Source organism: Sphingomonas sp. TF3, assembly GCF_003985085.1.
Classification (GTDB): Bacteria; Pseudomonadota; Alphaproteobacteria; order Sphingomonadales; family Sphingomonadaceae; genus Sphingomonas.
In genome coordinates, this window is the sequence record NZ_RWKS01000007.1 from 144952 (window position 1) to 164522 (window position 19571).

A 19571-nucleotide genomic window follows, 5' to 3' on the forward strand; every position below is an offset into this window, starting at 1 on the left:
CGCGCCGTCGGACTAGCCAAGCCGGTCATCCTGGGTTTAAGCCGATGGCATGAAAAGCACCGGACAACCGACGATCAACGATGTTGCGCGGATCGCGGGCGTTTCCAAAAAGACCGTCAGCCGCGTTATAAACCGCTCGCCCTTGCTCAACGACGATACGCGGCGGCGCGTCGAGGATGTGATCGGTGAACTGGGCTATATTCCCAATCCGCAGGCGCGCGCGCTCGCGCTGCGCCGCAATTTCCTGATCGGGCTCGTCCACGACAACCCCAATGCGCAAATGGTGATGAATGTGCAGCAGGGGATTTTGGAGGCGCTGCACGGCACCGAATTCGAACTGGTGGTGCGCCCGGTCGATCGCGGATCGGCGACGATGCTGGTCGATCTGCGGCATTTCCTCGAACGTCAGCGCCTGTTCGGGCTCGTCCTGCTCCCGCCGATCAGCGAGAATGACACGATTGCCAAATTGTGTGCCGAAATCGGGTGTCGCTATGTCCGCATGGGGTCTGCTCCGCTGGACGATAACGATCATATGGTTGCCTCCAACGATTGCGAGGCGGTGCGAGCCGCGACCGAATATCTGATCGAGCAGGGGCATCGCCGGATTGGCCTGATCGCTGGGCCGCATGGCTTCCGCTCGGCGCGCGAGCGACGTCTGGGCTTCGAAGAAGCGCTGAGCAAAGCGGGCATCGCGCTCCCGCGGAGCATGATCGCCGACGGCAATTACACCTTCGAATCCGGGCTGACCGCAGCAGAGCGCCTGCTCGATCTGATGCCGCGTCCAACCGCGATCTTCGCCAGCAACGATGAAATGGCGGCGGGCGTGATGCATGCGGCACGACAGCGCGGTCTCGACATCCCCAAGGATTTGTCGATCGTCGGCTTCGACGATACGCCCGTTGCTGCACACGTCTGGCCGCCGCTGACCACGGTGCGATGGCCGATTGCATCGATGGCGCGCTCGGCGGCGCTGAAGCTCACGGCGGGGTTGGACGGGGAACAGATTGTCGAGGAACCCTCGCTGTTCCTGTCGACCTTGATTCGGCGTGGCTCGGTGGCGGCACCGAGCATATAGATCATCCACTAACGGGGTTGCGACCCAACCTGACACCGGTTACCAGAGCCCGCATAAAACAGTGCGGGGAGGGAGAATGACAATGGCACGGCCGCTCGACCTGAATCCCGATCGCCTGTTTCCGAGCGATCCAACGACGCGGGCCATTGCGCGCACGCTTTACGCGGAGATCGCGGCGCTGCCGATCGTCAGCCCGCATGGCCACACCGATGCCGGGTGGTTTGCCGACGACACCGCCTGGACCGACGCGACCGCGTTGCTGCTTGCGCCCGATCATTACATTTTCCGGATGCTCTACAGCCAGGGCATCGACCTGGACGCGCTCGCCATTCCGCGTCGCAGCGGCACGCCCGCGACCGATCCGCGCGCCGCATGGCGGTTGTTCGCGCAGAACCTGCATCTGTTTCGCGGCACGCCCTCGCGCATGTGGCTCGACCATGTCTTTGCCGAGGTGTTCAGGTTCGAGGTGGCGCTCGCGGCAGACACCGCCGATCTGTATTTCGATACGATCGCCGAGACGCTGGCCAGTCCGGCTTTCCGCCCGCGCGCGCTGTTCGATCGCTTCAAGATCGACTTTTTGGCGACCACAGAGGGGCCGCAGGACGATCTGGGCGCACATCACCGCATTCGCGCCTCGGGTTGGAGCGGGCGCGTCGTGACGACCTATCGGCCGGACGGCGTCATCGATGTCGAGCATGAGCAGTTCGCCGGCGCAATGGCGCGCTTTGCCGAACTGACCGGCGAAGATGTCTATGGCTGGAAGGGCTATCTTGCCGCGCACCGCAAACGGCGGGCGGATTTCCGCGCGGCGGGGGCGACCGCGACCGATCACGGTCACCCGACCGCCGCGACCGCCAACCTCTCGAACGCCGAGGCCGAGGCGTTGTTCGGCAAGATTGTCGGCGGCACCTGGACCCCCGCGGATGCGGAACTGTTCCGCGCGCAGATGCTGACCGAAATGGCGGCGATGTCGGTTGAGGACGGGATGGTGATGCAGATCCATCCCGGCTCTTTCCGCAACCATAATGCCGGGCTGCTGGCCAGCCACGGACGCGACAAGGGTGCCGACATTCCGATGCGCACCGATTACGTTCACGCGTTGAAACCCTTGCTCGATCGCTTCGGCACCTCGACCGAGCTCTCGATCATCCTCTTCACGCTCGACGAGAGCGTCTACGCGCGCGAACTGGCACCGCTGGCCGGGCATTACCCCTGCCTCAAGCTCGGGCCCGCATGGTGGTTCCATGACAGTCCGGAGGGGATGCGCCGTTTTCGCGAGATGACCACCGAGACGGCGGGTTTCTACAACACGGTTGGTTTTAACGACGATACCCGCGCCTTCCTGTCGATCCCGGCGCGGCACGATGTCGCGCGTCGGATCGATTGCGGTTTTCTCGCGCGCCTCGTGGCCGAGCATCGGCTCGAAGATTGGGAGGCCGCCGAGCTCGCGCACGAGCTGACCAGCGGCCTCGTCCGCCGCGCCTATCGTATCGATTCACCCGAAATCGCCGCCAAAGCGGCCTGACCCCCGGAGAGCCCCCGATGTTCGACCACACCTATTACGCCACCCATCCCGACATGATGGAATGCGTCTCCAATGACGAGCTGCGCGATCGCTATTTGATCCAGGACCTGTTCCGCGCGGGCGAATGCGTGCTGAACTATACCCATGCCGATCGCTTCGTGATCGGGGGCGTGCTGGTGGCGGATGCCGCGGTGAAATTGCCCGACCAGACCGAGCCGGCCTCGGCGGCGGGGCACCCGTTCCTCGAACGGCGTGAGTTGGCGGTGGTCAATGTCGGCAGCGCGGACGGCACCGTCTCTGTCGATGGCGAGGTGTTCACGCTGGGCAACAAGGATTGCCTGTATGTGACGATGGGCGCCAAGGACGTGGTGTTTTCCGGCGAAGGCGCGCGCTTCTATCTGGCGTCGTGCCCGGCGCACAAGGCGTTCGCCACGCGCGTGATTTCGGTAGGCGACGCGACCAAGCTGGAGCGCGGCAGCCTCGAGGAATCGAACGAGCGCACGATCTACCAGATGGTCATCCCCGGCATTTGCGACAGCGCGCAATTGGTGATGGGGCTGACGGTGCTGAAGCCGGGTTCGGTGTGGAACACGATGCCGCCGCACATTCACGAGCGGCGCAGCGAAATCTATTTCTACTTCGAACTGGATGGGCCGAACGACCGCGTGTTCCATTATATGGGCGAGGGCGAAGCGCTGCGGCACATCGTGATGGCCAATGAAGAGGCGGTGATTTCGCCGCCCTGGTCGGTGCATATGGGCTCGGGCACCAAGGCCTATGCTTTCATCTGGGCGATGGCGGGCGAGAATCAGGATTATACCGATATGAGCGTGCTGGATATTTGCCAGCTGGCGTGAAGCTCCCCTCCCGCGCGCGGGAGGGGCTGGGGGAGGGCAGCGCGCAGGTCCTCTCCATTCCCTCCCCTAACCCCTCCCGCAAGCGGGAGGGGAGAAGGACCGAGATATGAACAATCCCTTCGATCTCTCCGGCAAGGTCGCCGTCGTCACCGGGGCCAATACCGGCATCGGTCAGGCGATCGCGCTGGCGCTTGCTGCGGCGGGGGCGGACATCGCCTGCGTCGGCCGAACCCCGGCGGACGACACCGTGCAACAGATCCGCGCGCTGGGTCGTCGCGCCGAGATCATCTCGGCCGATCTTTCCACGATCGAGCCTGTGCAGAGGGTTGTGGATGAAGCTGTGGATAAGCTGGGCGGGCTCGACATCCTCATCAACAATGCCGGGATCATCCGCCGCGCCGACGCGGTCGATTTCAGCGAGGACGATTGGGATGCGGTGATCGACACCAATCTCAAATCGGTGTTTTTCCTGTGCCAGGCGGCCGGGCGGCACATGATCGCGCAAGGGTCTGGCAAGATCGTCAACATCGCGTCGATGCTGACCTTTCAGGGCGGCATTCGCGTGCCGAGCTATACCGCGTCGAAGAGCGGCATTGGCGGGCTGACCAAGCTGCTTGCCAATGAATGGGCGGGCAAGGGCATCAACGTCAACGCGATTGCGCCGGGTTATATCGCGACCAACAATACCGCCGCGCTGCAAGCCGATGAGAACCGCAACCGTTCGATCCTGGAGCGCATTCCGGCGGGCAAATGGGGCGATCCCTCCGACCTTGGTGGTGCGGCAGTGTTCCTGTGCAGCCGCGCGGCGGATTATGTGCAAGGGCATATTCTGGCGGTCGATGGGGGCTGGCTGGCGCGATAAGGGAAGAACGGACCCTCACCCTTCCCACCCGGCGGTGCCGGGCGGGCCCCTTCCCTCTCCCGGTGGGAGAGGGAGGGAGGCGCGAAGCGCCGGAAGGGTGAGGGTGACGTTGAGGGGATTTGCATGAGTACGTTTCTGGCTTTCGGGGAAATCATGCTGCGCCTCTCGCCGCCGGGGCGCGAGTTGCTGTTGCAGACGCCCAGGCTCGACGTGTGGGTTGCCGGGGCCGAGGCCAATGTTGCGGGGGCGCTGGCGCGGCTCGGACACGATGTCGCCTTTGCCAGCGTGGTACCCGACAACGATCTGGGGCGGGCGGCGCTGACCTATTTGCGCGGTGCCGGTGTCGCGACCGCCGGTATCCAGCTCCGCGGGGACCGCATGGGGCTGTATTTCGTGACCTCGGGGGCAGGGCTGCGCGCGACCGAGGTGATTTACGATCGCGCCGGGTCGTCCTTCGCCGAGATGCCGAGCGACGCCTGGGATTGGGACACGCTGCTGCATGGCGTCGATCGGCTGCATCTGTCGGGCATTACCCCGGCACTAGGGCCGGTGCCCGCCGCGAGCGCGATTGCGGCGGCGCAAGCCGCGGCTGCGCGCGGGATTGCGGTGTCGTTCGACGGCAATTGGCGCGGCAAATTGTGGGAGCGCTGGGATAGCGATCCGCGCGGCATCCTGACGCAACTCGTCGCCGAGGCGGATTTGCTGTTCGGCAACCACCGCGACATCGCCTTGCTGCTCGGCCGCGATTTTGGCGGCGAAGGCGAGGGGCGGCGGCGCGAGGCGGTCGATGCCGCCTTCGCGGCGTTCCCCAAGCTCCAGACGATCGCCTCCACCGCGCGGCATGTCGAGCATGTCGATCTCCACCGACTGTCGGCGCGGGTCGATACCCGGACAGAATCGGCGCAGACCGAGGAAGTCGTGCTCGCCGGAATCGTCGACCGGATCGGCGGCGGCGATGCGTTTGCGGCGGGCGTACTGCACGCGCTGCGCCGGGGCGGCGACAGTGCCGAGGCGGCACGCACCGGGCTTGCGCTGGCCGCGCTGAAACATTCCCTTCCAGGCGATGCCAGCCTGTTCCGCCAGGCCGATATCGACGCCTATCTCGCAGGCGGGCTGGATGTCCGGCGCTGAGCTGACCCGCCGCGCGCTGATAGGCAGCGGCGCGGCAGCGCTGGCCGCAGCCACCACACCGTTGCGCGCCGCGCGGGCCCCGCAGGTTGCGTGCGCGGCGGGGCGATTCATCGGTACGACAGAGGCGAACGGGATCCGCGCCTATCGCGGCATCCGCTACGGGCGGGCCGAACGCTTTCGCGCACCGACGCCGTTCGTGTACGGGCCTGCGCCGCATCCAGCCGACAGCTTCGGTCCGGTCGCCCCGCAAGCTGGCAGCGTTTATGGCCCGCAAAGCGAGGATTGCCTGTTCCTCAACATCTGGACCGCGCGGCCCGATCGCGCGGCCAAACTACCGGTGATGCTCTACATTCATGGTGGGGCCTATTCCGGCGGCAGCGTAACCGATCCGCTCAATGATGGCGCGGCACTGGCGGCGCGTGGCGATGTCGTGGTGGTGACGGTCAACCACCGGCTCAACGCGCTGGGCTATCTCTATCTCGCGCGGCTCGACTCGCGTTTCCCCGATAGCGGCAATGCCGGGCAGCTCGACCTGATCCTCGCGCTCAAATGGGTGCGTGACAATATCGCGGCGTTCGGCGGTGATCCGGCGCGGGTGATGGTGTTCGGCCAGTCGGGCGGAGGCGCGAAGATCGCGACGATGCTGGGGATGCCCGCGGCGCACGGGCTGTTCCACCGCGCGGCCACGATGAGCGGGCAGCAAGTGACCGCTTCGGGGCCGCTCAACGCCACTGCGCGGACGCGGGCGTATCTCGCGCGGCTCGGGGTGGACACGCGCGAGCTGTCGCCGCTGCTGGCGATGCCGCAGGAGCGCCTCGTCGCCGCACTCGACACGGCCGACCCGATCCTTGGCGGCGGCGTTTATTTCGGGCCGGTGCTCGATATGAAGTGGCTCGCGCGGCATCCGTTCTGGCCCGATGCCAACCCGCAAGGCCTCGATATTCCGCTGATCCTGGGCAATGTCCGAGACGAGACCCGTGGCTTTCTCTCACCCGATTCGGACAAGGTGCGCGGGCTCAACTGGGATAATGTCGCCGCGCGAATCGCACCGGAATTGCGGATCGACATTCTGCCCGAATGGGTGGTCGAACAGTATCGCGCGCACTTCCCGGCATGGTCGCCGACCGAGGTATTTTACGGCGCGACCACCGCTGGGCGGAGTTGGCGCGGACAAGTGATCGAGGCCGAGGCACGCGCAAGCGCCGGGGCTCCGGCCTTTGTCTATCAAGTCGATTTCACGTCGCGCCTCGACCCCCGACGCGGGGCCTTTCACACCATCGACATTCCGCTGGTCTTCGGCACGATTGGCGCGAAGGGCTCGCAAACCGGGACGGGGGCGGATGCGCAGGCAGCGTCGCGGGCGATGCAGGACAGCTTCGTCGCCTTCGCCCAAGCCGGGGACCCCAATCATGCCGGGCTTCCGCAATGGGCCCGCTACGATCTTTCGCGACGCGCGACGATGGTGTTCGATTCAATACCCCATAGCGAGGACGATCCCCGCCGCTGGCAGCGCGAACTGTTCGCCCGCATTCCCTATATTCAGCCGGGCACTTAAGCCAAAAAGCCGATTGACACCGGTTACCAAACGCGACATTTAGGCGTCAGGATGAGTTGCCGAAGAGCGACCATCGGGCAGGAGAGGAGCGATGCGCCGCAAAAGTGCACCTTTCCCTTCCTCTGCTCGCCATTCCGCCGCCAATTTGCAGGCGCGGCATGGCTACCGGTGTCAATCGGCGTCGCGCGACAGCGACGCCCAGGGGGGATGAAGAATGCGCAAGATTTCTGCGGCAGCGACGGTGCAGCACGGTGTCTCGGTAGGCGCGCTTGCGCTCGCACTGTTCTTGCCAAGCGTTGCCTTGGCGCAGACCGAGCCGACGCCGTCCGCGCCTCCGGCCAGCGAGGATACGGGGCAGGACATCGTGGTGACCGGCTTCCGCCAGTCGCTCCAGGCGGCGCTCAACGTAAAGAAAAACTCGGTCGCAGCGGTCGATTCGATCGTCGCCGAGGACATCGCCAAATTCCCCGACCAGAACCTTGCCGAATCGCTGCAGCGCATCCCGGGCATTTCGATCCAGCGCGATGGTGGCGAAGGGCGTGCGATCACCGTGCGCGGGCTTGGCGCGCAATTCACCCGCGTCCGCGTGAACGGTATGGAAACCGTCGCGACCTCGACCGACGGTGCCAGCGCCAACCGCGACCGCGCGTTCGACTTCAACGTATTCGCGTCCGAATTGTTCAGTTCGCTGGTGGTCCATAAGACCGCCGAAGCGTCGCTCGACGAAGGGTCGTTGGGCGCGGTCGTCGATCTCAACACGGGCAACCCGCTTGGCGGCAAAAAGGCGGGTTTCTCGGGCGCGCTGTCGGTGCAGGGGTCGTATAACGACCTCGCCAAGACGCTCGGGCCGCGCGTCGCCGGGCTGCTGTCCTGGCGGAACGAGGCGGGCACCTTCGGCGCGTCGGTTTCCGCCGCGTATTCGAAGGTCAACACGCTCGAACTCGGCAACAACACGACACGCTGGGCGCAGGCCCAGTTCGACTCGGTTGACGGTACGCCGTGTTATTACAACACCACCGGTTCGGGAGCGGCGCAGGCCTTTACCACGCCTGCGGCCAATAGCGGCGGCGTCTATCGGCAAAGCGCGGCGTGCGACAAGGCAGCGCAGGCCTTCCATCCGCGAATTCCGCGCTACGGTGTGATCAAGCATGATCGCGAACGCCTGGGCATCACTGCCAGCGTGCAGTTCGCGCCGACCGACAAGACCAAGATCTCGATCGATGGCCTCTACTCCAAGTTCAAGGAAACCCGCGAGGAGGAATGGCTGGAGGTGCTGGCGCGCAGCAACGAGCGCTCGATCGACCTCGTCAATCCGGTCTACGATGCGAACAATAACATCGTCTCGGCGACGCTGAACGATGCATATAATCGCAACGAGCATTATCTGCGCAAATCGAGCACCGAATTCTATCAGATCGGCGGCACCTGGGATCAGGACGTAACCGACAAGTTCCGCTTCACTTTGTTGGGCGGGCTGTCGAAATCGGATGCGAATATCCCGGTCGAGACGACCATCCTGCTGGACAACAAAGCGGCGCAGGGCTTCAAATACGACTATACCAACATGTCGAACCCCACGCTGAGCTATGGCAGCAGCGTGACCGACCCGAGCGCCTACCAGCTTTCCGAAATTCGCGATCGTCCGTCGGAGACCGTCAACAAATTCCGTACCGTGCAATTGCGCACCGAATGGGACGTGGCCGATGGCTTCCAGATCAAGGCGGGGGGCGTCTACCGCAAGTTCACCTTCGACACCGTGGGCTTCACCCGCGATACCGTGGTGTGCGGCAATGGCGGCAAGGATCTGGTGCTCGGCACGCTGACCTGTTCGCCATCCTCGCAATTCGGGTCGGGCGCGGTTTACGGTTTCCCGGTGACGGCGGCGCTGACCGATCTGGTCAATCTGGGTTCGGCCGGGCAGCCGTCCGGCGCGACCTCGCAATATGTCGTTGCCAACATCCCGGCGGCGGCGACCCTGACCAACCTGTATAATCGCGCGCTGGTCGTCGATGCCGGCAATACCCGCAGCGTTTCGGAAAAGGTGACGGGCGGGTATCTGGAATTCGATACCAAGGGCGCGCTCTTCGGGCTGAACTATGCGTTCAATGCCGGGGTGCGGTATGTCCATACCGACCAGAGCTCGACCGGTCTTGTCAGCGGCACCGCCGCCACGGTCCAGCGCTCGTACGACGATTGGCTGCCGGCGCTCAACGTGGCCTTCTATCCGACCGACAAGATCATCGTGCGCGGCGCGGTCGCCAAGGTGATGACGCGGCCGACGCTGGGCAACCTTACGCCGGGCGGTACGGTGGACGGGTTCAACTACAAGATCAGCAACGGCAACCCGTTCCTCGATCCGTTCCGCGCGACGGCGTATGATATCGCGCTGGAATGGTATTTCGCACCCCAGTCGATCGCGTCGATCGCCTTGTTCAAGAAATCGATCGACAGCTTCCCGGTGTCGAACACGCTGACCCAGACCTTCGCCTCGACCGGATTGCCGAAATCGGTCTTGCCGCCCAGCTCGCCGGCCTACATCAATTTCGATCCCAACCAGCTCTACACGGTCAGCACGACGGTGAACGGCACCGGTGCGTCGCTGAAGGGCATCGAGCTGTCGGTGCAGGCACCGTTCAAGTTCCTGCCCGGCTTCCTCAAGAATTTCGGCGGCATTGCGAACGCGACGTTCATCGACAGCAGCGCGACCTACGGCGTGGTTGGGCCATCCAGCCTGGTCTGCGCGACGCAGTTCACCTGCAAGCTCGTTGCGCCGACTGCGGTGCAGCGGACCTCGACGCTGTTCGGCCTGTCGAAGAAAGCGTTCAATGGCACGCTCTATTATGAGGACGCCAAGTTCAGTGCGCGCGGTTCGATCAGCTATCGCGGGCCCTATGTCGACCAGAATAGCGGCACCGGCAACGTGTTCGAAGGCTATGCCGCGACCACCAATTTCGACGCCTCGGTGCGCTATCGCCTGACCAAATGGCTTGAGGTTTCGGTCGAGGGCACCAACCTGACCGACACCTATCGCTATCGCTACACCGATGTCGATGCGAACCGGAATTATGAGAACAACCATTTCGGCCGCACCATTCTGTTCGGCGCGCGTGTGAAGATGTAAGCTTGGAAGACCCTTCCTCCCCGTTCGGGCGTTGCCAAAGCTATGGCGACGCCCGTTCGTTTTTCCGGAGAATGCCCGTGATCGACCGTCGCAGCGCCATCCTCGGGACACTGGCGAGCGGGTGGGCGGCGCGCGGGCTTGCGCAGACGCCGCCGCCACGGGTTGGCGGTGCCGCACCGGCGACGGCGCTGCCCGAACCCGACGAAACGTTGGACCTGTGGCCCAAGGGCGCGCCGGGCGCGCCGCCGACGCTGCCGGTGGAGACCGTCGACGAGCGCAGCAAGGATCGCACGCTGAACGACCGTGCGGTGCAGGGCATCAGCCGTCCGCGCCTGGTCGTGTTCCGCCCGGCGACCCCCAATGGCGCGGCGTTACTGGTGACGCCGGGCGGGGGCTATCGCCTAGTGGTGATCGACAAGGAAGGCTATGAGATCGGGCGCTGGCTCGCGGCGCGCGGTTTTACCGTGTTCGTGCTGTTCTATCGGCTGCCGGGGGATGGCTGGGCGGCCGGACCGGACGTGGCGCTGGCCGACGCGCAGCGCGCGATGCGGCTGATCCGCGCGCGGGCGGCGGACTATGGCATCGTGCCCGAGCGCGTCGGCGCGATGGGCTTTTCGGCGGGCGGGCATGTCTGCGGCGATCTGGCGACGCGCTTCGACGCTGCGGTCTATGCGCCGGTCGATGCCGCCGACCGCCTGAGCGCGCGTCCGTGCCTCGCCGCGCCGATCTACGCCGTGCAGGCGATGACGGCGGACCTCGCCCATGCTGGCTCCCGCGCGCTGCTGCTGGGGCCATCGCCGAGCGCGGCGCTGGAACGGGCGCACTCGACCGCCGCCAACGTGTCGCCACGCACGCCGCCCTGCTTCCTGCTCCATGCCGAGGATGATGGGGTGGTGAAGGTGGAGAACACGCTGGCGTTTCGCGCGGCGTGCGTGCGCGCGGGCGTGCCGGTGGAGATGCATCTGTTCGCCCAGGGCGGGCACGGCTTTGGCCTGCGCGGCACGGTGGGCAAGCCGGTGGCGGCGTGGCCGGAGTTGTTCTTGAGCTGGGCGCGGACGCAGGGGTTTGGGTGACGCCTCCTCATAGGAATTTCGCGCGAGGGTTGGGTGGCTCGGCTGCCGCTTCTCAAACCCTTCCCGAGAAACAAGACTTGCCCCGGTGCCGATGGACCTGCCCTGCGCTGGCCGAGCGGTGTCGCTCGGCGAGGCGGGGGGATCATGCGAGATAGGTTCGCACGGCGTTTCTTTGAACTATCCCCTTCCGTTCGTTTCGAGCATCGTCGAGAAACCCGGCACAGCGCATGTGGCTGTTTCTCGACTTCGCTCGAAACGAACGGGTTACGGTAGTGTGATCGCCCTGTTGAGGGTCACCCCATCAAAAGCCCATGCTCGATCTTCGGCAGCACGTGCCGCGCGAACAGATCGGCTTCGGCTGCGTGGGGGTAGCCCGAGAGGATGAACGCTTCGATGCCCATGGCGCGGTACGCGTCGAGCTTGGCGAGCACTTGATCGGGATCGCCGACGATCGCAGCGCCACAGCCCGAGCGGGCGCGGCCGATGCCGGTCCATAGGTTCGCCTCGGCATAGCCGTCATCGCCCGCATTTTCGCGCAGCGCGGCTTGCGCGGCGACGCCCGCCGATTGCGAATCGAGCGACTTGGCGCGGATCGCGGCACCTTCGGCGGCGTCGAGCTTGGAGAGCAGGCGGTCGGCGGCGGTGCGCGCTTCGGCTTCGCTCTCGCGCACCACGACATGCGCACGGTAACCGAATTTCAGCGTGCGGCCATAAGCGGCGGCGCGCGCGGTCATGTCGGCGATGATCGCGGCGACGGCCTCCTGTCGGTCGGGCCACATCAGGAACACGTCGGCACCCTTGGCGGCGGCGTCGCGCGCATCGGGCGAGAGGCCGCCGAAATAGAGCAAGGGCGCCTTGCCCGAGACGGTACGCAAGCGCGGCGGATCGACCTTCAGTTTCCAGAACTCACCATCATGGTCGAGCGGCTGGCCGTTGAGCAGCGTTTTCAGGATGTGCATCGCCTCGACCGTGCGCGCGTAGCGCGGGGCGGAGGCGAGCGTTTCGCCGGGCATCTCAGACGAGATGATGTTGACGCGCAGGCGACCGCCCAGCATCTGGTCGATCGTCGCGATCTGGCGGGCGAGTTGCGGCGGCCAGCTTTCGCCGACGCGCACCGCCATCAGTAGTGCGATGCGGCGCAGGAGCGGCGCGATGCCGGCGGCAAAGGCGGTGGTGTCGATGCCCAGCGCATAGCCCGAGGGCAGCAGGATATTGTCGAAGCCGCCGGTCTCCGCCTGCAGCACGATGTCGCGGCAATGCGCCCAGCTCGATTGCAAATGCGCATCGGGGACGCCGAGAAACTCGTAATCGTCATCGCACAAAGCGGAAAACCAGCTGATTTCGCAAGGCGGCAGCGCGGTCATGGCAGGCGCTCCCCGCGCGACGCGACCAGCACGTCATACCAGCTCTGGCGGGTGAAGCGGACCTTATAGACCTCGGCGATCTCGGCGATGCGCGCGAGATTCTGCGTGCCGACGATCGGGATCGGGCGCGCGGGGTGCGCCATGATCCAGGCATAGGCCGCCGCGGCGCGGGAAACGCCGGCCTCCTGGGCTGCGACATCGAGCGCGACCGCGACGGCTTTCGACCGGTCGTCCTCGGGCGCGCCGATCCGTCCGCCGCCGAGCGGCGACCAGGCGAGCACGGCGATATCGCGCTCCATCGCCAGATCGAGCAAGCCGTTTTCGATTGGCCCGAGTTCGAGCGGCGACAGTTCGGGCTGGAGGCTGGCGAGCGGGATCGTCAGGAAGGATTCGAGCGCGCGCGTTTGCGCCAGCGTGAAGTTCGAGACGCCGACCGCGCGGACCTTGCCGGCGCGGACCATGTCTTCCAGCGTGCGCGCGACTTCCTGCGGGTGGGCGAGGATGTCGGGGCGGTGGATCTGGTAGAGATCGACCTGATCGACCCCGAGCCGGGTGAGCGAGGCGTCGAGCGCTTGGCCGAGATACGCGGCGCTTTGGTCATAGGGGAATGGCGGGCGGATGCCGCCCTTGGTCGCCAGCACCATCTGCGCGGCGAGGCCGGGGGCTTCGGCAAGCACTTGCCCCAGCAGCAGTTCGGCATCGCCAAAGCCGTCGGCACCATCGAAGCCGTAAATGTCGGCGGTGTCGAACAGCGTCACCCCGGCGGCGAGCGCCGCCTCGATCCGTGCGCGCGCTTCCGCTACCGTCGCATTGGCGAAACGCCACATGCCCCAGGCGATCGGGCTGACCTGCACTCCGCTCTTGCCGAGGGCGCGCAATTCGGGTGTAAGTATGATTTCAGACATCGTTGTCATATAGAGGCGAAGACCTTAATGGAGCAAGTGCGTTACGGTCTGGTCGGCACCGGCATGATGGGGGTCGAGCATATCACCAACCTGGCGATTACGCCGGGGGCGGTGGTGACCGCGATTGCCGATCCGGTGGCGGAATCGATCGGTTGGGCGACGGCGGCGCTGGGCGATCGTGCGGGCGCGGCGGCGGTGTTCGGCTCGGTCGAGGCGCTGGCGGCGAGCGGGCTGTGCGACGCGGTGATCGTGGCGAGCCCCAATTATACGCACCGCCGCGTGCTCGAGCCGTTGTTCGATGCCGGGCTCCACATCCTGTGCGAAAAACCGCTGGCGACGACGCTCGACGATTGCCGCTGGGTGGTGGCGCGCGCCGCGCAGAGCGACCGCGTGTTCTGGACGGCGATGGAATATCGCTACATGCCGCCTGCCGCCGCCTTTATCGAGGAGATCAAAGGTGGCGCGATCGGGCGGTTGCAGATGCTGTCGATCCGCGAGCATCGCTTCCCGTTTCTGGTCAAGGTGGCCGACTGGAACCGCTTCAGCCGCAACACTGGCGGCACGATGGTCGAGAAATGCTGCCATTTCTTCGACCTGATGCGGCTGATCACCGGCAGCGAGGCGGTGCGCGTCTATTGTTCGGGCGCGATGGACGTGAACCATGTCGATGAGCGTTATGGCGGCGAGACGCCCGACATTATCGACAACAGCTATACGACTGTGGATTTCGCGAACGGCGTGCGTGCGTTGCTCGACCTGTCGATGTTTGCCGATGGCGCGGAGAATCAGGAAGAGATTACCGCCGTGGGGGACGCAGCCCGGCTCGACGTGCTGATCCCGGAAGGCGCTTTGGTGCATTCCCCGCGCGTCGGCTTCCGCAACGCCAAGCAGGTGACGCGGCGCGTGATCGAGGTCGACCAGGCCGCGCTGGATGCGGGGAGCCATCACGGTTCGACCTTCTACCAGCATCAGCGCTTCAACGCTGCGGTGCGCGGGGCGGGGCCGGTCGAGGTCACTGCGCGCGATGGCATGATGGCGGTCGCGATCGGCACCGCCGCCGAGATCAGCGCACGCGAACATCGGATGGTGGAGATGGCCGAACTGGGGTTCTGACGCCAAGCCGAGCTTTACGGCGGACAAGTATGACAGCGATGTCCGATCCGCGAAAAGAATAATACCCATCGCCAAGATGGGATTTCGAAGGAGGGATAGGATGAAAGCACTTTACCTGACGGGTGCGGCTGCGCTCGCGCTGGTGGCGGCCTCGCCGGGTTCCGCACAGACTGCGCCCGCGGCTGCGTCAGCGAACCAGCAAGCAGAGGGCGACCCCGGCGACATCATCGTTACCGCGCAGAAGCGCTCCGAGCGTTTGCAGGACGTGCCCCTCGCGGTCACCGTTATCTCGGGTGATGCGATCGCCGCGCAGGGCAAGACCAGCCTTGAGGGCGCGCAATATCTGGTGCCGTCGCTCAATTTCCTGAAATCGGGCACGACGCTCAACCAGTCGCTGTTCCTGCGCGGGGTCGGCACCTCGACCTTCTCGATCGCGGGCGAGCCGTCGATTTCGACCGTGGTCGACGGCGTGGTGTACAGCCGCGCGGGCGAAGCGTTTGGCGACCTGGTCGATGTCGACCAGATCGAAGTGCTGCGCGGGCCGCAAGGCACGCTGTTCGGCAAAAATGCGAGCGCCGGCGTCATCAACATCATCTCGAAAAAGCCCACCAGCACGTTCGGCGGCTATGTCGAGGACGGGTTCTTCAGCGACAGCGAATATCGCGCGCGCGCCGCGCTCAATGTGCCGCTGGGCGAGCATGTGCGCTCGCGCCTGACCGGCTTCTACACCAATTATGACGGCAACATCCGCAACGTCACCACTGGCAAGCTGGTCAACGGCTTCGAACATTATGGCGGGCGCTTGCAGGTCGATGCCGATGCCGGGCCCAATGTGAAACTCGCCTTCATCGCCGATTATCACCGCAACAATGACGATTGCTGCGGTGAAGTGATAGCGACCGGTCCGATCAACACCGCGACGGGTGCGGTCACCACCAATGCGTCCACAGCAGCGCTGCCAACGCCACGCGGAACCGACACCCGCGAACTCGCGCAGAATCTGACGACGCGGACCAAGGAAACCGGCTACGGCTTCTCGCTCCAGGCCGATATTCAGGCGGGGACGCAGACGGTCACTTCCATCACCGCCTATCGCAATTACAAGAATACCGAGATCCGCGACGGCGACTTCCTGCCGGCCGCCTATATCGGCTTCAACCAGCTTCACGATTTCGGGCCACAGACTGGCGACACGTTCAGCCAGGAAATCCGGCTGACCTCGCCGGGGCACCAGTTCCTCACCTATGTGCTGGGCGCATATTATTCGCGTGCGGCGAGCGAGCGCATCTTCACGCGCAACGATCAGGTCTGCACGTCGGCGGTGACGCCCGCGCCGACCGCGCTGACGCCGTGTTCAAGCGCGTCCGCCAACCCCTCGACCTTTCCGACCGGCACCGCCGATTTCGGCTCGGTGTTCAAGAATGTCGCGCTGTTCGGACAGGGGACGCTCAACATCAGCGAGCGCTTCCGCGTGATCGGTGGCTTGCGCTATACGGTCGACCAGCTCGACGTGTTCCATTCGCGTGCCACCACACTGGCGGGGCCGGGGATCAACGCCAATTTCGATCAGGGCGTGTATAACGAATATATCCGGCTGGTTGCGCTGGGGGTTTCGCCGACGACAGCCGCGCCGCAGGCGGTGAGCGCTTCTAACGGCGTGCCGTTCCGCGCCAAGGCGACCAATGAGAACCTGTCGGGCAAGGCAGGCGTGCAGTACGATATTTCGCATGGCTCGACGGCGTATGCGACCTATGCGCGCGGCTATAAGGGCCCGGCGTTCAACGTGTTCTACAATCTGACCGCGACCGGCACCAATGTGATCGCGCCGGAAACCTCCGATTCCTATGAGATCGGGCTGAAGAACACGCTGCTCGGCGGCAAGCTGACGCTCAACCTCGCCGCATTCTACGCCAAATATAAGAATTTCCAGGCGAACAATCCGGATCTGGTCGCGGGCGTGGTCGTCACGCGCTTCACCAATGCCGGCGACGTGTCGACCCGCGGGGTGGAACTCGATGCCACGCTGCGGCCGGTGCGCGACCTGAGCATCACCGGCGGTGCTGCCTATACCGACGCGCATGTCGACAAGTTCAACGCCCCCGCTGGTTCGGCGACGATTCCGGCGGGCACGCCGCTTGGCTTTGCGCCAAAGTGGAAGGGCAATGTCAGCGTCGATTATCGGCTGCGCACCGGCGGCTTTGCCGATGTGCTGCTGGGGGCGCAGGGATCGTATCAGAGCAGCGAGCTCGGGCTGTTCTCGGCCGATGCGGTGCAGCGGCAGTTGGGGACGATCGGGGCGTACAGCCTGGTCAACCTCAGTGCCGGTCTGGTCAGCAAGAACGATCGCTACAAATTGACCTTCCAGGTGCGCAATCTGTTCGACAAGAGCTTTGCTGCGGCGATCGCCAATGGTGGACCGGGACAGGCCTATCGCTACCAGATCCCGCGCGATGCCGATCGCTACTTCGGCGTGACCGGGCGGGTGAATTTCTGAGCCTTTGATCCTCCCCGTGCGGGGAGGATCACGGTGTCGGCCTGATCACCGGGATCAGGAGGTGTATCGCGAGCAGCGCGACGAGATACGACCCCGCGCAGATTGCCAGCGCGGGGGCGTAACCCCAGCCGTGCGACAGCGCGTAGACCTGAAACTGGATCATCCCGATCGAGCACAAATTGCCGCAAAAGGCGGCGATGCCGATGCGGGAGCCAACCGCGCGGGCGGGGGTAATGTCGGTCGTTACGCCGAACACGTTGGTCGAAAAGCCCTGATGCGCGAACAGCACCAAGCCGAGGAGCAACGCCGCGACCCATGGATTGTCGACCGACTGGACGAATATCACTGGCAGCACGAGCAGCGCATAGCCGAGCATCGTCAGCTTGCGCGCGCGGTTGACGCTCCACCCGTGCGCGATCAGCCGTGTCGGCAAATAGCCGCCGGTCAGCGCGCCGCACGCCGCCATCCCGTAAACCAAGGCGATCGGCAGTCCGAGCGTGCCCTGTGGCAGGTCGAACAGCCGGTGGAACAGATCGGGCAGCCACAGCAACATGAAGAACCACACCTGATCCGACAGCACCTTGGCGATGGCGATCGCGGCGGTCTCGCGTGAGCGCAGGATGCTGAGCCACGGCACGGGGGCGGGTGCCACTGCGTCGAGCGCGATGGGCTTGATGCGGATCGCGAACCATATCGCCACCCACACGACACCAAGCCCGCCCGCGACCAGGAAGGCCGCCTGCCAGCCATAAGCGACGGCAAGCGCGGGGATGAATAGCGGCGTGACGATCGCGCCGATATTGGGTGCGATGTTGCCGATGCCCAAGGCGATCTGCCGGTCCTTATGGTTGAAATAGGTCGCTGCGGTCTTCACCGCGGCCGGCGTGCCCACCGATTCGGCGATGCCGAGCACGATGCGCGCGGCGAAGAAAGCGGGGACGGTCGCGGCAAAGGCATGCGCCATGCCAGCCAGGCTCCAGACCAGCACGCCGAGCGCGAAGCCCAGGCGCAGGCCGACGCGATCGAGGAACCAGCCGGTGCCCAGAAAGGCGAAGGCGGTCGCCACCTGGAAGGCGGTGCCGAGATTGGCGTAATCCTGGTTGGACCAGCGGAATTGCGCTTCCAGGGTGGGTTTGAGCAGCGCCAGGATCTGGCGGTCGACATAATTGAGCATCACCGCGACGAACACCATCGCGACGATGATCCAGCGTGCTGCGCCGCCGCGTAGTGCCATTGATCCGCTCCCGGCTTTATGGAGACAGCGTTGTCACAGAAGGTGGGGTTCGGCTAGGTCCAAAAGGTGCTGGCACCGGGCTTGTCCCAAGCGCGACCGGGCGGCAAGAGGTGCCGTGCGGTGTGCGGCACGGTGGCCCCCGGGACAAGCCCCGGGTGACGGAAGAGGCGGCAAAGACGATGGCGATTTCCCGGCAAACCCGCCCGCTTCCGATGGCTGCCGACCTGTATGGCGATTTGTACGGTGCCATCGAGACCGCGCCCAAGCATGACTGGCGCGGCTATGCCCCCGGGCTGGTGGTGGTGCTGATGGGTACGCTGGCCGCCGGGTTCCTGTCTGATCATTATGGCGTGCCGCTGACGCTGATGGCGTTGCTGATCGGCCTGTCGCTCAATTTCCTCAGCGCCGATGGGCGACTGACGCCGGGGCTGGCCTTTGCCTCGCGCTCGCTGTTGCGCTGGGGGATCGTGCTGGTCGGAGTGCGGGTGACGGCGGGGCAGATCGTCGCGCTTGGGCCGGTTGCCTTGCTGTGCGTCGTGGGCATCGTCGCGGCGACGATGGCAGCGGGGGTGTTTGCGGCGCGGCGCTTCGGCTTCGATACCGCCTTCGGGTTGCTGGCGGGGGGATCGGTGGCGATTTGCGGCGCGTCGGCGGCGATGGCGCTGGCGACGACCCTGGGCGAAAAACGCACCACTCAGGCGCAACTGACGCTGGTGCTGGTCGGCATTTCGGCGATGAGTGCCTCGGCGATGATGCTGTATCCGCTGGTGGCACATGCCTTCCACATGAGCGACCTGAAGGCCGGGTTCCTGCTGGGCGCGTCGATCCACGATGTCGCACAGGCGTTGGGCGCGGGCTATTCCTATTCGGACGGAGCCGGGGCGATCGCGGCAATCGTCAAGCTGACGCGCGTGGCCTTGCTGGCTCCGGTGCTGGCGGTGGTGGCGATGGGCCTGGCGCGCTGGGGTGGCGGCGGCGAGGGACACGCCAAGGGGCCGGGCGTGCCGTGGTTTGTGATTGGGTTCTTCGTGCTGGCCGGAATCAATTCATTCGGCGTGATCCCGGCGGTGGTCGCGACCGGCGCGGAGCGGGTTGCGGCGGCAATGTTGGCAGCGGCGGTGACGGCGACCGCGATCCGCTCACCTTTGTCGCAATTGTTGGAAGCGGGGCCCAAGCCGTTGCTGGTGATTTTGGCGGCGACCTTGGTGGCGTTCGGCCTGGCGCTGGCGGCGGCGCTACTGTTGATCGGGTGATCGTTTTGC

The 19571-nt window shown here is 65.2% G+C and carries 14 protein-coding genes; 11 read left to right on the plus strand and 3 right to left on the minus strand.

Annotated elements, in window-relative coordinates; all coding sequences use genetic code 11:
- Positions 1-49 precede the first annotated feature (49 nt).
- The 8 genes from EJC47_RS08340 to EJC47_RS08375 all read left to right on the plus strand — a co-directional run bounded on the left by EJC47_RS08340 (position 50) and on the right by EJC47_RS08375 (position 11199).
- Complete coding sequence (locus EJC47_RS08340; RefSeq protein ID WP_126846763.1) at positions 50-1075, plus strand: LacI family DNA-binding transcriptional regulator; 1026 nt, start codon at positions 50-52, stop codon at positions 1073-1075.
- A gap of 82 nt (positions 1076-1157) precedes the next feature.
- Positions 1158-2600 carry a glucuronate isomerase gene (gene uxaC, locus EJC47_RS08345; RefSeq protein ID WP_126846765.1) on the plus strand — a complete coding sequence of 481 codons (1443 nt, stop codon included), beginning with the start codon at positions 1158-1160 and terminating at the stop codon, positions 2598-2600.
- A gap of 17 nt (positions 2601-2617) precedes the next feature.
- The gene (gene kduI, locus EJC47_RS08350; RefSeq protein WP_126846767.1) at positions 2618-3457 is read left to right on the plus strand and encodes a 5-dehydro-4-deoxy-D-glucuronate isomerase; all 840 of its coding nucleotides are present in this window, start codon (positions 2618-2620) and stop codon (positions 3455-3457) included.
- 106 nt (positions 3458-3563) lie between these two features.
- Positions 3564-4319, plus strand: coding sequence for a 2-dehydro-3-deoxy-D-gluconate 5-dehydrogenase KduD (gene kduD / locus EJC47_RS08355; RefSeq protein ID WP_126846769.1), 756 nt, complete (start codon positions 3564-3566; stop codon positions 4317-4319).
- A 123-nt stretch (positions 4320-4442) separates the two neighbouring features.
- A complete protein-coding gene (locus tag EJC47_RS08360; protein WP_126846772.1) occupies positions 4443-5450 on the plus strand; it encodes a sugar kinase in 1008 nt (335 codons plus the stop codon).
- Positions 5437-7005, plus strand: a complete 1569-nt coding sequence (locus EJC47_RS08365; protein WP_126846774.1) for a carboxylesterase/lipase family protein — start codon at positions 5437-5439, stop codon at positions 7003-7005. The genes EJC47_RS08360 and EJC47_RS08365 overlap by 14 nt, the downstream gene beginning before the upstream one ends.
- A 214-nt stretch (positions 7006-7219) precedes the next feature.
- Positions 7220-10126, plus strand: a complete 2907-nt coding sequence (locus EJC47_RS08370; protein ID WP_126846775.1) for a TonB-dependent receptor — start codon at positions 7220-7222, stop codon at positions 10124-10126.
- Between the two features lie 71 nt (positions 10127-10197).
- Positions 10198-11199, plus strand: a complete 1002-nt coding sequence (locus EJC47_RS08375; RefSeq protein ID WP_185867607.1) for an alpha/beta hydrolase — start codon at positions 10198-10200, stop codon at positions 11197-11199.
- 293 nt (positions 11200-11492) lie between these two features.
- Here EJC47_RS08375 and EJC47_RS08380 read toward each other — a convergent pair whose 3' ends face one another.
- Positions 11493-12563, minus strand: coding sequence for an LLM class flavin-dependent oxidoreductase (locus EJC47_RS08380; protein WP_126846779.1), 1071 nt, complete (start codon positions 12561-12563; stop codon positions 11493-11495).
- Positions 12560-13468: an aldo/keto reductase gene (locus EJC47_RS08385; RefSeq protein ID WP_033965263.1), complete on the minus strand. Its 909-nt coding sequence runs from the start codon at positions 13466-13468 to the stop codon at positions 12560-12562. Before EJC47_RS08385 ends, EJC47_RS08380 begins: the two co-directional genes overlap by 4 nt.
- A gap of 36 nt (positions 13469-13504) precedes the next feature.
- Between EJC47_RS08385 and EJC47_RS08390 the strand changes: the two genes are divergently transcribed.
- Entirely contained in the window at positions 13505-14581 is a 1077-nt protein-coding gene (locus EJC47_RS08390; RefSeq protein WP_126846863.1) for a Gfo/Idh/MocA family protein, read from the plus strand.
- A gap of 100 nt (positions 14582-14681) precedes the next feature.
- Positions 14682-17075, plus strand: coding sequence for a TonB-dependent receptor (locus EJC47_RS08395; RefSeq protein WP_126846781.1), 2394 nt, complete (start codon positions 14682-14684; stop codon positions 17073-17075).
- Between the two features lie 28 nt (positions 17076-17103).
- Here the strand turns inward: EJC47_RS08395 and EJC47_RS08400 are convergent, their stop codons facing one another.
- A complete protein-coding gene (locus EJC47_RS08400; protein ID WP_126846784.1) occupies positions 17104-18309 on the minus strand; it encodes an MFS transporter in 1206 nt (401 codons plus the stop codon).
- 212 nt (positions 18310-18521) lie between these two features.
- On the opposite strand from EJC47_RS08400, the gene EJC47_RS08405 reads away from it, so the two are divergent.
- The gene (locus EJC47_RS08405; RefSeq protein WP_126846865.1) at positions 18522-19562 is read left to right on the plus strand and encodes a YeiH family protein; all 1041 of its coding nucleotides are present in this window, start codon (positions 18522-18524) and stop codon (positions 19560-19562) included.
- Positions 19563-19571 lie beyond the last annotated feature (9 nt).

What these genes read in the sequence shown, in the direction of transcription:
- EJC47_RS08340 (WP_126846763.1), top strand. Translation starts at nt 50, where the DNA reads ATGAAAAGCACCGGACAACCGACGATCAACGATGTTGCGCGGATCGCG.
- uxaC (WP_126846765.1), top strand. Translation starts at nt 1,158, where the DNA reads ATGGCACGGCCGCTCGACCTGAATCCCGATCGCCTGTTTCCGAGCGAT.
- kduI (WP_126846767.1), top strand. Translation starts at nt 2,618, where the DNA reads ATGTTCGACCACACCTATTACGCCACCCATCCCGACATGATGGAATGC.
- kduD (WP_126846769.1), top strand. Translation starts at nt 3,564, where the DNA reads ATGAACAATCCCTTCGATCTCTCCGGCAAGGTCGCCGTCGTCACCGGG.
- EJC47_RS08360 (WP_126846772.1), top strand. Translation starts at nt 4,443, where the DNA reads ATGAGTACGTTTCTGGCTTTCGGGGAAATCATGCTGCGCCTCTCGCCG.
- EJC47_RS08365 (WP_126846774.1), top strand. Translation starts at nt 5,437, where the DNA reads ATGTCCGGCGCTGAGCTGACCCGCCGCGCGCTGATAGGCAGCGGCGCG.
- EJC47_RS08370 (WP_126846775.1), top strand. Translation starts at nt 7,220, where the DNA reads ATGCGCAAGATTTCTGCGGCAGCGACGGTGCAGCACGGTGTCTCGGTA.
- EJC47_RS08375 (WP_185867607.1), top strand. Translation starts at nt 10,198, where the DNA reads ATGCCCGTGATCGACCGTCGCAGCGCCATCCTCGGGACACTGGCGAGC.
- EJC47_RS08380 (WP_126846779.1), bottom strand. Translation starts at nt 12,563, where the DNA reads ATGACCGCGCTGCCGCCTTGCGAAATCAGCTGGTTTTCCGCTTTGTGC.
- EJC47_RS08385 (WP_033965263.1), bottom strand. Translation starts at nt 13,468, where the DNA reads ATGTCTGAAATCATACTTACACCCGAATTGCGCGCCCTCGGCAAGAGC.
- EJC47_RS08395 (WP_126846781.1), top strand. Translation starts at nt 14,682, where the DNA reads ATGAAAGCACTTTACCTGACGGGTGCGGCTGCGCTCGCGCTGGTGGCG.
- EJC47_RS08400 (WP_126846784.1), bottom strand. Translation starts at nt 18,309, where the DNA reads ATGGCACTACGCGGCGGCGCAGCACGCTGGATCATCGTCGCGATGGTG.
- EJC47_RS08405 (WP_126846865.1), top strand. Translation starts at nt 18,522, where the DNA reads ATGGCTGCCGACCTGTATGGCGATTTGTACGGTGCCATCGAGACCGCG.